This window comes from Streptomyces sp. NPDC058457 (assembly GCF_042720695.1).
Classification (GTDB): Bacteria; Actinomycetota; Actinomycetes; order Streptomycetales; family Streptomycetaceae; genus Streptomyces.
Map to the genome: position 1 here is coordinate 15720 of NZ_JBHXLU010000047.1, position 14482 is coordinate 30201.

The window sequence follows — 14482 nt, forward strand, 5'->3', positions numbered from 1 at the left end:
ATCACTCCGCGAGCGACTCGTGAAGGGAGGAATTCCCGGTTCAAACCATGACAACACCCTCTTTCGAGTGGAAAGACGTCGCTCCAAAAGATGAACCATGGGAAACGAGTGGACGAAGGGTGATGTGGGCGAGCGGGGCTACACCGACGGCCTGTAGGGCGATTTGTCGACAGACTCACACCTCGCTGTCGACTTGTCCCCAGGTCGAGAAGGGCACCTGTGGATAACTTCTGTGGATAACGAAAATATGAGGGTACGACTGGCTAGAAGCGGCCGTCCTGGCAGCGCGACACCCAGTCGGAGGCCGCCACGAACTCCTCGTCCGACGTCCCCGGCCGGGTGGGCCCCGCGACCTCGCCCGGCTTGATGTCCGCCCGCGGGTAGGAGCCCAGGAACCGCACCTGGCGGCAGATCCGCTTCAGCCCCATCAGGGCCTCCGACACCCGCCGGTCGGAGATGTGGCCCTCGGCGTCGATGCAGAAGCAGTAGTTGCCGATGCCGGCTCCGGTCGGCCGGGACTGCAGCAGCATGAGGTTGATGCCCCGGGTGGCGAACTCGCCGAGCAGGTCACGCAGCCCGCCGGGGTGGTCGTCGTTCTGCCAGAGCACGACCGACGTCTTGTCCGCTCCCGTACGGGCGGCGGGCCGGGCCGGGCGGCCGACCAGGACGAACCGGGTCTGCGCGTTCTCCGCGTCGTGGATCCCGGTCTCCAGGGCCTCCAGGCCGTACCGCTCGGCTGCGAACTCGCCGGCGAACGCGGCGTCGTAGCGGCCCTCCTGGACCAGGCGGGCGCCGTCCGCGTTCGAGGCGGCGGACTCCCAGAGGGCGTCCGGGAGGTGGGCCCGCAGCCAGTTGCGGACCTGCGGCTGGGCCACTGGATGGGCGGTCACCGTCTTGATCTCGGAGAGCTTGGTGCCGGGACGGACCAGCAGGGCGAAGGTGATCGACAGCAGCACCTCGCGGTAGATCATCAGCGGCTTGCCCGCGACCAGCTCGTCGAGGGTCGTGGTGACCCCGCCCTCGACGGAGTTCTCGATCGGCACGAACGCGGCCTCGGCCTCGCCGTTGCGTACGGCGTCCAGCGCGGACTGCACGGACACGTACGGGATCAGCTCCCGGGTGGCGGCCTCCGGAAGGGTGCGCAGGGCGACTTCGGTGAAGGTGCCTTCGGGACCGAGATACGCATAGCTCGCTGGCATGTCCCTCACCCTAATGGGCGCAGGGAGACGAGGCTCACTTGTCTCATCGGATCCACTCGACCGGGTGGTTTGAAAACCGGAAACGCACCAATAGTGATCAGAAACCACTGTGGTAACGCGCCAATGCCCGGCTGTCACCCTTCCAGTAGCCGCTGCCCCACATACTCCCCGGCGGCCGCGCCGCCCGGCACCGCGAACAGGCCGCTCGCCTCGTGCCGGATGTACTGCGACAGCGCGTCCCCACGGTCCAGCTTCCGCTGCAGCGGCACGAACCCGCGCAGCGGATCCGCCTGCCAGCAGACGAAGAGCAGTCCCGCGTCCGGCGTCCCGTCCGTGTCGATGCCGTCGTGGTACGAGAACGGGCGCCGCAGGATGGCCGCGCCCCCGTTCTGGTCGGGCCGGGTGATCCGGGCATGGGCGTTGATCGGGACGACGTACTCCCCGTCGGCCCTGGCCTTCTCCAGGTCCATCGCCGTCGTCTCGGTGCCCCCGGACAGTGGCGCCCCGTTCGACTTCTTCCGTCCGATCACGTTCTCCTGGGCCGTGAGCGACAGCTTCTCCCAGTCGTCGAGGAGCATGCGGATCCGGCGTACGACGGCGTAGGAGCCGTTCGCCATCCACGCGGGGCCGCTCGAACCGCTCGCCGGTACGAAGATCCGCTGGTCGAAGTCGGACTCCGTCGGCTTCGGGTTGCGGGTGCCGTCCAGCTGGCCCATGAGGTTGCGGGCGGTCATGGGGTGGGCGGTGGCGCCCGGGGTGCGGTTGAAGCCGTTCATCTGCCAGCGGACCTTCGCCGCGCTGCCCGCGTCCTTCTGGATCGCGCGCAGGGCGTGGAAGGCGACGAGGGCGTCATCGGCGCCGATCTGCACCCACAGATCGCCGTTGCTGCGGGTCTTGTCGAGGTGGTCGGAGGAGAAGTCGGGCAGCGGGTCCAGGGCGGACGGCCGCTGCTTCTCCAGGCCGGTACGGCTGAAGAAGCTGTTGCCGAAGCCGAAGGTGATCGTCAGCGACGAGGGACCCGCGTCACGGGCCACGTTCGTGTCGTCCTGCGTCATCGGCTCGCCGGCTATCAGCCGCCCGGCCGTCGTCGACCAGCGGCGCAACAGCGCGGCGGCCTCGGTGCGGCCCGCGCCCGCCGCCAGGTCGAAGGCGACGAGATGGCCGCGCGCCTGGAGGCCCTCGGTGATGCCGGGCTGATGTTTCCCGTGAAACATCGCCCGGTCGGAGCCCACCGAGCTGAGCGCGGTGGCCTGGGCGGGGGCGGCCGCGTAGCCGACGCCCGCGCCCGCCGCGCCGAGCACGAGCCCGGTGGCCCCGGCGGTGCCGAGCAGCGCGCGCCGGCTGACACCCCCGGCCGGAGGAGCCTCGGCGGCTGCGGTACGGGCCTCGGGGACGGACTGGGACTGTTCAGGCATGGTGCGGTTCAGCCGATCTGCGCGTTCTTGGAGACGGTCACCTGGTCGATGTCCGAGGTCCGCACGGTGACGGAGACCTGCCAGTCGCCGGCCATGGGGATCTGCACGCCGTTCGCGGCCCAGTGCCCGGTGGTGATGTGGTCGGGGGCGACGGGAAGCGGCCCGATCTTCTTGGCGGCGAGGGTGAAGGCGACCTTCACCTCGGGGATGTCGAAGGCGCGGCCGTTGGGGCGCTGGACGTAGACGTGCATCTCGTTGCTGCCCACGGTCGCGGGGTCGAGGTCGACGCGGACGACGCCCTTGCCGTCCTTGCCGCCGGTGTCGAAGGACATGTCGAGGGTCAGCGCGCCGGAGGACGAGTTCGACGACGAGGAGGAGGACGCCGCTGCGGTGGCGGCCTTGGCCTCTTGCTCGGTGCGGCTCGGCTCGGTCTGCGTCAGCACGGTCGTGACGGCGAGCAGGACGACGGCGACCCCGGCCTCGGCGAGCACCGAGCGGCGCAGGCCGAAGCGGTGCGGGTCGGCGTCCCGGAGGCGCTTCTGCCGGGCGGTGTCCATGGCGGACTGCTGGCGGGCGAGTTGGGCGGCGCGCTCGGGGGCGTCTTCGACGGACGAGACCTTGCCGGAAGCACCGGAAGCACCGGAAGCACCGGAAGCACCGGGGACGCCGGGGGCGCCGGAAGCAGCGGAGACGCCGGTGCCGGCCTTGGTGCCCTTGGCGGACGCCTCCTTCGTGGTGGCGGACGCCTTGACCGTCTCCTTCTCCTCCGCCCTTGCTTCTTCCTCGGTCTCGGTCTCGGCCTCGGCCTCTTCCTCCGTATCCGTCATCGCCACGTTCGCGAGCCGCCCCGTCCACCGTCGCGAGATGGACGCGATGCCGACGAGCAGTGCCACGAGCCCGATCTTGACCAGCAGCAGCTCGCCGTACGTCGTGTCGGTGAACGCCGACCAGGAGCCGAGCTGGCGCCAGGACTGGTAGATGCCGGTGCCGACGAGGGCGAGCACCGACCCGAAGGCGACGCGGGAGAAGCGGTGCACGGCGGCGGACTCGACCGGGGTGTCGGCAGGCGCCCGGTAGAGGGCGACCAGCAGGGCGGTGAGGCCACCCAGCCAGGCGGCCACGGCGAGCAGGTGGATGACGTCGACCGGCATCGCGATGCCCGGCTGGAGTCCGGTGGAGGCGTGCTCGGCCATGGCCCAGCTCGCCGCGAGGCCGGCGGCCACGACGGTCCCGCCGATGGCGAGCCCGAAGGTCAGGTCGCGCTTCTCCTCTTCCTCCTCGCGCTTGTCGTACGCGCCGAAGAGGACGGCGATGAACAGTGCGGCCGCCGCGAGCAGCAGCAGCCGGGAGACAAGGGCCGCGCCGGGCTTGGTCTGCAGGACCTGGCCGAGGAGGTTCAGGTCGAAGATGTCGCCGACGCTGCCGGAGGTCGTGTAGGAGCCGCGCAGGAGCAGCAGCCAGAGGGTGGCGGCGGTGAGCGTCAGCCAGCCGCCGACGACAAGGCGCTGCATGGCCCGCACCCCGGAGCCGCGCTGCCAGCAGGCGAGGACGAAGGCGGCGCCGCCGACGAGCACGATGTACCCGGCGTACGACATGTACCGCCCGAAGCCGTACAGCCAGCCGACGACCCCGCCGCCCACGTTCTGGTCCGGGAGGGCGGCGACGGTCTTGGAGGGCGTGCCCACGGAGAAGGTGAAGGCGCCGCCGACGGGGTGGCTGTCGGCGGAGACCACCTGGTAGGCGACGGTGTACGTGCCCTTGCCGAGCCCGCTCTTGAGCTGCACGGCGTAGGTCGTGCCGCTCAGGTTGGTCGGCTTGCGCAGGTCGACGCGCTTGCCCTTGGGGTCGAGGACCCGCAGGGAGTTGTCGTTCATCGACACGTTCTCGGAGAACGTGAGCGAGACCTGGTCGGGCGCCTTCGGGACCACCACCCCCTGGGAGGGGTCGCTGCCGGTCAGCGCCGCGTGCGCGGAGGCCGGCCCGGCGCCGGCCAGCAGCGCGCCGGTGACGGCGAGGAACAGCAGCACCAGGGTGCGCAGGCGGGGCGTGATGGTCCGCGTCAAGGTCGGTCCCTCCCTCAGTGTCCGGTCGACGGGTTGTACGTGGCGGACTTCACCGGCATCTCGACGGTGAGCGGACCGGATTTGGCGAACTTGAGTTTCAAGGTGATCGTGTCGCCCTGCTCCGGGCGGCGCTTCAGCTTCTCGAACATCAGATGGTTGCCACCGCTTTTGAACACGAGTTGACCGTGTGCGGGCACCTCGAAGGAGGTGACCTCCTCCATCGCCCCGCCGTTGGTCTCGTGCATGGTGATCTCACCGGCGGAGTTGCTGCTGACGGAGGTCAGCTCGTCCTTCGTGCCGCCCTTGTTGGTGATCGTCAGGAATCCGGCGGCCATGTCGGCGGAGACCGGCTGGGGCATGTAGGAGGCGCCGACGGACAGCTCGGCCCGCGAGGAACCCGAGGAACCCGAGGAACCCGAGGAACCCGAGGAATCCGAGGGACCCGAGCCGCCGCAGCCCGCGAGGGTCAGCGCCCCCGTGATCGCTATCCCGGTCAGTGCGAGGTGCCTGCCGGTCGGAGTCGGGCGCTTCACGGGTTCTCTCCCTTGATCAGCTTGGGGAGGTCCTTGGTGTAGTCGTCGACGGTGGCGTCCTCGCCGTAGAGGACGTATCCGCCGTCGGTCTTCGGCGAGAACGCGATGACCTGGGTGCCGTGCACCGAGACGACCTTGCCGGTCTTCTTGTCCTTGTGGGTCGGCTCGATGGAGATGCCGAGGGTGCGGGCGCCGGCCTGGATGGTGGCGAAGTCGCCGGTCAGCCCGACGAAGCTCGGGTCGATGCCCTTGAGCCACTTGCCGAGCTCCGTCGGGGTGTCCCGGGCCGGGTCTGTGGTGACGAACACGACCCGCAGCTTCGCCTGGTCGGCCTTGGACAGTGCCTTCTTGGCGACCGCGAGGTTGTTCATGGTCAGCGGGCAGACGTCGGGGCAGTGCGTGTAGCCGAAGTAGATCAGCGTCGGCCTGCCCTTGGTCTCCGCGCGCAGGTCGTACTTCTCGCCGTGGGTGTCGGTGAGCACCAGGTCCGGCTTCTCGAACGGCGTGTCCAGGATGGTCGCTGCCTTGTTCGAGGTGTCCCCGGAGACCACGGTGACGGGTGACTTGGCGTCGTCGTCGCCGCTGCCGCAGGCGGAGAGGGTCAGGGTGGCGGCGGCGAGCAGCGCGGCCGCGGCGAACGTCTTCTTGCGCATACGAAAATGTCCCAGATGTGAGAGATCCGGCGCGCACCGGGGGGCCGGACGACAGCCGTACGACAGCTGCGACAGCGTCGCACGACCCCCTGTGCGCGTCACGGACGCGGAGCTCAGGCTTCGGTGCCGGTGGTGGACCGGCGGCGGCCGGCGAGGACGCCGTAGGCGACCCCGGCCGCGCCGACGACGATGCCCACGACGCCGAGGACGCGGGCGGTGGTGTCACTGCCGCCGACGGAGTCGGAGTCGTCGGACGCGGTGGTCTCGGTTGTGGCCGAGGTCTCTTCCGCCGTGTCCTCGGCCGCGGCGGACCCGTGGTGGTCGTCGGTGGCGGCGGACAGCGCGAGGACCGGCGCAGGGTTCTCCGGCTCCTCCTGGCCCTCCTGCTGGACCTCGATCCAGCGGACGACCTCCTTGTTCGAGTACGTCTGGATCGCCTTGAAGACCAGCTCGTCGGTGTTCTCGGGCAGCGCGCCCACGGAGAGCGGGAACTTCTGGAAGTAGCCCGGCTCGATGCCCTTGTCCGCGGCGGTCCAGGTGACCTTGGTGACCGCCTGGTCGATCTTCTCGCCGTGCATCTCCAGCGGCTCGGCCAGCTTGGACTTGGTGACCTCGATCTTCCAGCCGGCCATCGGCTGCGGCATCACGGAGGCCACCGGGTGGTCGGTGGGGAAGTTGACCTCGACCTTGGTGGTCGAGGCGTCGTCGCGCTCGTTGGGGACCTTGAAGTCGATGACCGCGTAACCGCCCTTGGCGGCGGTGCCCTCGGGTTCCACGCTGACGTGCGCGAACGCGGGCGAGGTGACGGCCAGTACGGCGGTACCCGTGACGGCGGCGACGGCGGCGATACGAGAGGCCTTCATGGCGGAAGCCTTCATGGCAGGGAGCACTCCACTCCGAGTGAGTTCTGTCGTTGAGGGGGCGCGTGGAGCGCCGAAAGCCGGAGGCGGCCGTCGGAGAGCGCACGCGCGCGTGCCGCACGACGGCGGCAGGCCCCTCCGGATCCGGTCAGACCCCGGGGAGTGCTCTGGTCGCGTCGTGTCAGGCGGCGAGAACGAGTACGGCGGCGGCCATGGGCGGCCCGCGCCGGATCACGGAGTGCTGGAGCGCGACGGTGCGCGGGGCGGGCGGTACGTCCCAGGCGCTACGACGGCCACGCGCGGGCGCCTCGGGTACGGCCGCGAGCCCGGCGCACAGGGCACGGGCCAGCGCGAGCGCCCCGCGCAGAGAACGGACGAGCGCCCCCTCGGCGACTCCGTGCGCCGAATCGGCCGACAGCTGGATCAGCCGCAGCAGCGCCAGGTCGCCCCGGCGCAGCAGCCACCCGGCCACGACGGCCGCGAGGATGTGTCCGAGCAGCATGGGTACGGAGGGCAGCAGCGAGCCGGAGGCCCCGGTGGCGTCCGCGGCATGGGCCGCGCCGCTCGTACCGCCGGCCGGGACGGCGGTGCTGAGATGCGCGTCCGCGAGGATCTTGTACGCGTGGGCCGGGCTGATCTGTGCGGCCCCCGCCCCGCACACCAGCCGCGCGGCCCGCTCCACCAGCGAGGCGTCGCCAGTGGACATCGACGTCATGGACGTCATGGACGTCATCGATGACATGGACATCGAGCCGCCGGACATCACCGAGCCACCGTGCTGACCGAGCCCGAACAGCGTGTGGAGCACCGTCTGCAGCACCGCGAGCAGGGCCACGATCCCCGGCAGCGAGCGGGCCCGGCCGGTCAGCGGGGCGACGAGCGCCAGGGTGCCCAGGAAGCCCGCGCCGAGCGTCCACAGCGGAACGGTCGCGCAGGAGGCCAGGGTGTGCCCCGCCGCGGCCAGCACGACACAGAGCGCGGCGAACACCGCGGCCCGCAGGAGCCGCAGTCCGCTTCCGGTGCGCGCCGCGCGCGGGTGGGGGGCAGTCATGGCGCGCTCATCATCGCACCGGCCCCCTGCCCGCCTTACGTCAGGTCCAGAAGATTCCGTTACGCCGGAGAGCGGTGATCGTACGCCCGAGAGCGGTGATCGAGAGAAAGAACCGAAAGATCATCCTTGTGACGAACCACCCGCTCATACACCGAAACCTCCCCCCGCGCATCCCCCGGATGGGCGTTCTCACATGAACGGAGTGCTTACACCCGCGCACGGGTGGCAATAGGTATCGGTATGTCGAGCCGCGGCCAGGAGGCTGGAGCATGAGCATCTGGTGGTCACTCCATCTGCGGCGTGAGGCCGCGAGCGTGCCGCTCGCCCGCAGGCTGCTGATCGGCACGATGGAGACGGCGGGCGTCGACCCCGAGATCTCCTACGACCTCTCCGTCGCCCTCAGCGAGGCCTGTGCGAACGCCGTCGAGCACGGCGGGGCCGGCCGTACCTCGGAGGCGTACCGGGTCACCGCCTACCTGGACGGCGAGAAGTGCCGTATCGAAGTGGCGGATTCGGGACCGGGGCTCGGTCCGGGGTTCGCGCGTACCCAGGATCTCAGACCGGCCCGTCCCGACGCCGAGCACGGGAGAGGGCTCTGTCTCATCAGAGAACTCGCGGATCACGTCCACATCGGCAACAAGCCGGGCCGCGGCGGCACCGTGGTCAGCTTCGACAAGATCCTCAAGTGGAAGAAAGATCCTTCTCTGCTTTCGGCATGAACCTCGCCCCCGCATAACACCCGCGCTAGGGTGCGCGCATGATTCTCAGAAAGATTAAAGAAAGCCTGCTCCTGCCCGGGGTGATATTGCGTCCCATTGCCGTCGGCGACGCGAAAGCGCTGTGCGCCGCATACGTCGGCAACCGAAGCCATCTCGAACCCTGGGAACCGCTCAGACCCGAGTCCTTCTTCACCGTCGAGGGACAGACCGAACGCATCGATGGCCTGCTGGGACAGGCCGCTGACGGCCTCCTGGCCCCCTGGATCATGGAGTCGCCCGAGGACGGCCGGGTCGTCGGTGCGATCACCCTTTCCGGAATTTCCCTGGGACCTTTCTGCAGTTCCTACGTCGGATATTGGGTTGCCGGTGATCAACAGGGCCGTGGTCTGGCCACCGCCGCCCTGGAGCGGGTCTGCGAGATAGCCCGGGATGTCGTGGGACTTCACCGGATCGAGGCGTCCACCCTGATCGAGAACACGACGTCCCAGCGCGTGCTGAAGAAATGCGGGTTCGAGACGATCGGGGACGCGCCGCAGTATCTGCACATCAATGGAGAATGGCGGGACAGCCGACTGTTCCAGCGGATCCTGCACGACCGTGCCCCGGCTCTGTGACCAGCGCCTTCCCGACGGGTTCAGCTTCCTGGGCGTTCACAGGCCGTTGCCAGCTCCTGCCCATGCCCCTGACAAACGGCGTTCCTAGCTTCGTCGGCCATGACGGGAAACCACAAAAACACGTCGATCACCCGCCGCCGTGCCCTCGCGGTCTCCGGCGGCACGGTGGCGGCCGGCGGCCTCGCGGTCGCCGGCTTCCAGTCGGCCTTCGCCGACACGACCGACACCAGCACCGACGCGGACGCCACCGCCTCCGCCAGTTCCACCAGCAGTGAGTGCATGACGCTGATGAGCAGCGTCACGGAAGGGCCGTACTACCTCGATGGTGCCTTGGTGCGCAAGGACATCACCGAGGGCAAGGCCGGCGTTCCGCTGACCCTGCGCCTGACCGTCGTGGACGCCACCGACGGCTGCACGCCGGTCAAGGGCGCCGCGGTCGAGATCTGGCACTGCGACGCCTGGGGCTACTACTCCGGCTACACCACCGCCAACCCCGGCGGCTCCGCCCCCGCGGAGAGCGAGGAGGGCGACTCCGCCAACGACAACACCTACCTGCGCGGCTATCAGATCGCCAACGCCAACGGGGTCGTCAAGTTCGAGACGATCTTCCCGGGCTGGTACACCCCGCGCACCTGCCACATCCACGTGAAGGTGCACACGGGCGGCGAGAAGGAGGACGGCACCTACGAGGGCGGCAAGGTCAACTACACCGGCCAGCTGTTCTTCGCCGACGACATCGCCGAGGAGATCTTCACGCTCGCCCCCTACTCGAAGCACACCGGCAGCTACACCACGCTCGCCAACGACATGGTGTACGACGGCGGTGGCGCCTCCAGCGGTCTGCTGACCCTGAAGGCCGTGCACAAGAAGGACCCCTCGAAGGGCTACAAGGGCTTCCTGACCCTGGGCGTCGACCCGGACGCCGAGAGCACGGGCGCCGGCAGCGGCGGCGGAGGCACCCCGCCGAGCGACGCCCCGACGGGCACTCCGCCGAGCGACAGCGCCTCCCCTTCGACCTCCGCCTCTTCATAAGGTAAGGGACATGACAAGCCGCGAGGACGACGCGCTGGCGCAGGCCGCCGTGGCCGCGCTCACCGGTCAGCTGGCCCTGGCTCCCAAGCCGGGCCTGCCGGACCCGCGTGACCTGGACGCTCGCAGTACGCGCCGGGAGCACGACAGTCTGCGCTGGTCGGCCAAGGCGCTGGCGCCCGGCCTCGCGGCGATGGCCGCCTCCGCCCGCCGTACCGGCGAAGCCACGCCGGTGCTGCGGGCGGAACTGGGCGCGATCGGCCGGTGCACCGAGCACTCGGTGGGCCTGGCCGGCGGCGGCCACAAAGGGGCCCTGTGGGCCCTCGGCTTCCTGGTCGCCGCGGTCGCCCTGGACCCCCGGGCCAAGGCCCGCGAGATCGCCGCGAACGCCCGGAAGATCGCCGCGTTCAACGACAAGGGCGCCCCCAAGCGTCCCTCCCGGGGTTCGTCGATCTCCGTCAAGTACGGCGCGGCCGGCGCCCGGGGCGAGGCCAGGGCCGGATTCCCGCACGTACGCAGGGCGTTGGACGCGCTGGCGACGGCCCGCAAGGCAGGCGCCACCGAGAACCAGGCCCGCCTGGACGCGTTAATGACCGTGATGTGCACCCTCCAGGACACGGAACTCCTGTACACGGCGGGCCCGTTGGGGCTGCGCCAGGTCCAGGCAGGGGCGCGCGCCGTACTGGAGGCGGGCGGCACGGCGACGGAGGCGGGCGCGGAGGCGCTCCGCACCCTTGACGCGGACCTGCACGAAAAGGGCTGGAGCCCAAGAGGTAGTGCGGGACTCCTGGCCGGCGCACTGTTCCTGGACGCGCTGCCTACAGCGCCCCGATAGGGGCGCGGGGAACTGCGCGAGCAACCACCCACAACCCGCAGACCGACGAATGGCCGGGCACCCACTTGGTACCCGGCCATCTCACATCCGTCAGCTCTTACATGCGTCAGCTGTTGAGCGAAGCCATCCAGCCCTCGACCTCGTCCGACCGCCGAGGCAGCCCAGCGCTGAGGTTCCGGTTCCCGTCGGCCGTCACCAGGATGTCGTCCTCGATCCGCACGCCGATCCCCCGGTACTCCTCCGGCACGGTGAGGTCGTCGGCCTGGAAGTACAGCCCCGGCTCGACGGTCAGCACCATCCCCGCCTCCAGGACGCCCTCCACATACGTCTCGGTCCGCGCGGCAGCACAGTCGTGGACGTCGAGCCCCAGCATGTGCCCCGTCCCGTGCAGCGTCCACCGGCGCTGCAGACCCAGCTCCAGCACCCGCTCCACCGGCCCCTCCACGAGCCCCCACTCGACGATCCGCTCGGCCAGCACCCGCTGCGCGGCATCGTGGAAGTCCCGGTACTTGGCGCCCGGCTGCACCGCCGCGATCCCGGCCTCCTGGGCGTCGTACACGGCGTCGTAGATCTTCTTCTGGATCTCGCTGTACGTGCCGCTGATGGGCAGCGTGCGCGTGACGTCGGCGGTGTACAGGCTGTGCGTCTCGACGCCCGCGTCCAGGAGGAGCAGGTCGCCGGAGCGCACCGGGCCGTCGTTGCGGACCCAGTGCAGCGTGCAGGCGTGCGGGCCGGACGCGCAGATGGAGCCGTAGCCGATGTCGTTGCCCTCCACGCGTGCGCGGAGGAAGAACGTGCCCTCGATGTAGCGCTCGCTGGTGGCCTCGGCCCTGTCGAGGACCTTCACGACGTCCTCGAAGCCGCGGACCGTGGAGTCCACGGCCTTCTGCAGCTCGCCGACCTCCCACTCGTCCTTGACCAGCCGCGCCTCGGAGAGGAAGACCCGCAGCTCCTCGTCGCGCTCGGCGGTGACCTTGTCGGTCAGCGCCTCCTGGACGCCGGCGTCGTACCCGCGTACGACCCGCACCGGGCCGGTGGCCTCGCGCAGCTTGCCGGCCAGCTCGCGCACGTCGGCGGCGGGGATGCCGTAGAGAGCCTCGGACTCGGTCAGCGAGTGCCGGCGGCCGACCCACAGCTCGCCCTGCCCGGAGAGCCAGAACTCGCCGTTCTCGCGGTCGGAGCGGGGCAGCAGATAGACGGTGGCCACATGGCCGTCGTCCTTCGGCTCCAGGACGAGTACGCCGTCCTCCGTCTGGTTGCCGGTGAGATAGACGTACTCGACCGACGCCCGGAACGGGTAGTCCGTGTCGTTCGAGCGGGTCTTCAGGTTGCCTGCCGGGATCACCAGGCGCTCGCCCGGGAAGCGGGCGGACAGCTCGGCGCGGCGGCGGGCGGTGTGCCCGGCCTGCTCGACGGCCTTGAGATCGCGCAGCTCCGTATCGGCCCAGCCGGACTTCATGCTCTCGGCGAGCTCGTCGGACACGCCCGGGTACAGGCCGTTCTTGCGCTGCTTGATCGGCTCTTCCGACTCGGTCTCCGGGGTCTCCGGACCCGCTGCGGTAGCAGCATCATCTGATACCGCCGGGGTGAGCTCGTCGGACACGGTCATCCTCCTCGACACTGCAGTGAATCCCGTCCATCGTACGGTCGTACCGAACGGCGTCCCAGGGACCCGGGGCCCACAGCGTTGTGAGGTGTGTCCGCTTCCGCCTTTCTGACTGACCGATCAGTCGAACCGGGCCGCCAGCAGGACCACGTCCTCATCGCTGTCGGCCTCGTCCAGGCCGTCCGGCAGCACCGTGCGCAGGACGTGGTCGGCGATCGCCCCGGGGTCGTGGCGCAGCGTGCGCGGGATGCTCGCGGCGGCCGTGTGCAGCCGGGCGAAGGCGCGGTCCATGGGGTCGCCGGTGCGGTGCAGCAGCCCGTCGGTGTAGAGGAGCACCGTTTCGCCTGCCTCGGCCTGGACCTCCACGCTGGGCGCCTCCCAGCAGGCGAGCATGCCCAGCGGTGCGGAGACGGAGGTCTCCGCGAACACGGTGCGGTGCTCCCCGATCAGCAGTGGCGGGCTGTGGCCGGCCCCGGCGAGGGTGACCTTGCGCAGTGCGGGCTCGCAGTAGGCGAACAGGGCGGTGGCGGAGCGGGCCGGTTCGGTCAGCCGCAGCAGCAGTTCCAGGTCGGAGAGGACCGCGACCGGGTCCTCGCCCTCCATCACCGCGTACGCCCGCAGGGAGGCGCGCAGCCGCCCCATCGCGGCGACCGCGCTGGGCCCGGAGCCGGTGACCGAGCCGACGGCGAGGCCCAGGGCGGCGTCGGGCAGCGGCAGCGCGTCGTACCAGTCGCCGCCGCCGCGCGGGCCGGTGCGGTGCCGGGCGGCGAGCTGGACGCCGGCCACCCGGGGCAGCCGGGAGGGGAGCAGTTCCTCGGCGATGGTCGTCATGCACGCGCGCGTGCGCTCGACCTCCAGCAGCCGGGCCAGGTGCTCGGCCGCGTACCGGACGTACAGGCCGACGAGGTGGCGCTGGCGCTCGTGCGGCTCGGCCGGCTCGTCGTACAGCCAGGCGACCGCGCCGAGCCGGTCGGCCGCGTCGGTGACGAGGGGGAGCGCGTAGCTGGCGGCGTAGCCGAGGCGGGCGGCGACCTCGCGGTGGCGCGGGTCGAGGCCGTCCTCGGCGAACAGGTCGGGGTGCACGATCTCGGCGGCGGTCCCGCCGTCGTACGGCAGCGCGCCGCGCGGGACGGTCTCCAGGTGGCCGAGGTCCGCGCGGCCGAGGCCGAGGCCGAGCGTGGTGTGCGGGCCGAGGCCGTCGGCGGGCTCCAGCGCCACGAGACCGCGCCGGGCGCCCACGAGGGCGGCACCGGCGCGCAGCAGCTCCTGGAGGGCCGGCTCCAGCGTGCCGGTCCGGGCGAGCCGTTCGGTCAGTTCATGCAGGGTGGTGAGGTCGGAGACCCAGCCGGCCAGCCGGTCCTGGAGGACGGTGCCGGGCGCCGGGACGGCGGGGGCCTTCGGGACGGGGGGTGCGGCCGGGGCGGGGGGTACCGGCGCGACAGTGTGTGCGGGCGTGGGAACCGTTGAATCGATTCCAGCCACTTTCGGAGGGTGCGGGGCGTTCATCGCGTCCGGCTTTCAGACCTGTGCGTATTGCTCAAAAGCATCGCAAACCCCCATGTCTTTCTGCGCCGCTAGCAGTGTCTCCACATGTACACGCACTCGTGAGGAGATGTCCAGCATTGTCCTGCCGGGATTGCTGGTGTCCGTGGGCCTCTTGGGGTCTTGCCGAGGACTTCTCCCGGACGGCTTGCACAAAAGCAAAGTTGGCTTAAAACTGACTCGGGTAACGGTTCATTGCGGTCGACTGGCCTTGCTCCACGGAGCGTCACAGCGGTCGTGATGGGTACGTACTCGGAGAAGGCCAGGGGTGGTTGGGGACCACCCGGAACCTGGCGACGGACCCGGGCGTCTTAACCACCGACGACCGTGCCCCATCCTCCCGTGGCGGAGGCGGAGAGAAAC

13 protein-coding genes are annotated in these 14482 nt (G+C 70.3%); 4 read left to right on the forward strand and 9 right to left on the reverse strand.

The genetic code is table 11. The annotated features are described in order from the left end of the window. Positions 1-263 precede the first annotated feature (263 nt). The 7 genes from pheA to ACFWPS_RS30760 form a co-directional block, all read right to left on the reverse strand. Positions 264-1199 carry a prephenate dehydratase gene (gene pheA / locus ACFWPS_RS30730; RefSeq protein ID WP_383710689.1) on the reverse strand — a complete coding sequence of 312 codons (936 nt, stop codon included), beginning with the start codon at positions 1197-1199 and terminating at the stop codon, positions 264-266. Positions 1200-1333: 134 nt separating this feature from the next. Next, the gene (efeB, locus tag ACFWPS_RS30735) at positions 1334-2614 is read right to left on the reverse strand and encodes an iron uptake transporter deferrochelatase/peroxidase subunit (RefSeq protein ID WP_383710693.1); all 1281 of its coding nucleotides are present in this window, start codon (positions 2612-2614) and stop codon (positions 1334-1336) included. An 8-nt stretch (positions 2615-2622) separates the two neighbouring features. After that, a complete protein-coding gene (locus ACFWPS_RS30740) occupies positions 2623-4677 on the reverse strand; it encodes a copper resistance protein CopC (protein WP_383710695.1) in 2055 nt (684 codons plus the stop codon). Positions 4678-4691: 14 nt separating this feature from the next. After that, on the reverse strand, positions 4692-5210 hold the full coding sequence (locus tag ACFWPS_RS30745; RefSeq protein ID WP_383710698.1) for a copper chaperone PCu(A)C: 519 nt from the start codon (positions 5208-5210) through the stop codon (positions 4692-4694). Continuing rightward, complete coding sequence (locus ACFWPS_RS30750; protein WP_383710699.1) at positions 5207-5863, reverse strand: SCO family protein; 657 nt, start codon at positions 5861-5863, stop codon at positions 5207-5209. The genes ACFWPS_RS30745 and ACFWPS_RS30750 overlap by 4 nt, the downstream gene beginning before the upstream one ends. A 113-nt stretch (positions 5864-5976) precedes the next feature. Beyond that, positions 5977-6726: a YcnI family protein gene (locus ACFWPS_RS30755; RefSeq protein WP_383710702.1), complete on the reverse strand. Its 750-nt coding sequence runs from the start codon at positions 6724-6726 to the stop codon at positions 5977-5979. Between the two features lie 178 nt (positions 6727-6904). Beyond that, positions 6905-7774: a hypothetical protein gene (locus ACFWPS_RS30760; protein ID WP_383710705.1), complete on the reverse strand. Its 870-nt coding sequence runs from the start codon at positions 7772-7774 to the stop codon at positions 6905-6907. Positions 7775-8043: 269 nt separating this feature from the next. On the opposite strand from ACFWPS_RS30760, the gene ACFWPS_RS30765 reads away from it, so the two are divergent. From ACFWPS_RS30765 to ACFWPS_RS30780, 4 genes are all read left to right on the forward strand, one after another. Further along, the gene (locus ACFWPS_RS30765) at positions 8044-8493 is read left to right on the forward strand and encodes an ATP-binding protein (protein WP_383710708.1); all 450 of its coding nucleotides are present in this window, start codon (positions 8044-8046) and stop codon (positions 8491-8493) included. A 38-nt stretch (positions 8494-8531) separates the two neighbouring features. Further along, complete coding sequence (locus ACFWPS_RS30770) at positions 8532-9107, forward strand: GNAT family N-acetyltransferase (protein WP_383710711.1); 576 nt, start codon at positions 8532-8534, stop codon at positions 9105-9107. Positions 9108-9206: 99 nt separating this feature from the next. After that, positions 9207-10139, forward strand: coding sequence for an intradiol ring-cleavage dioxygenase (locus ACFWPS_RS30775; protein ID WP_383710714.1), 933 nt, complete (start codon positions 9207-9209; stop codon positions 10137-10139). Between the two features lie 10 nt (positions 10140-10149). Next, positions 10150-10971 carry a triphosphoribosyl-dephospho-CoA synthase gene (locus ACFWPS_RS30780; protein ID WP_383710716.1) on the forward strand — a complete coding sequence of 274 codons (822 nt, stop codon included), beginning with the start codon at positions 10150-10152 and terminating at the stop codon, positions 10969-10971. Positions 10972-11077: 106 nt separating this feature from the next. On the opposite strand, the gene ACFWPS_RS30785 is transcribed toward ACFWPS_RS30780, so the two are convergent. Both ACFWPS_RS30785 and ACFWPS_RS30790 read right to left on the reverse strand, forming a co-directional pair. Further along, a complete protein-coding gene (locus tag ACFWPS_RS30785; RefSeq protein ID WP_383710719.1) occupies positions 11078-12574 on the reverse strand; it encodes an aminopeptidase P family protein in 1497 nt (498 codons plus the stop codon). 123 nt (positions 12575-12697) lie between these two features. After that, positions 12698-14083: a PP2C family protein-serine/threonine phosphatase gene (locus ACFWPS_RS30790; RefSeq protein WP_383710722.1), complete on the reverse strand. Its 1386-nt coding sequence runs from the start codon at positions 14081-14083 to the stop codon at positions 12698-12700. Positions 14084-14482: the final 399 nt, after the last annotated feature.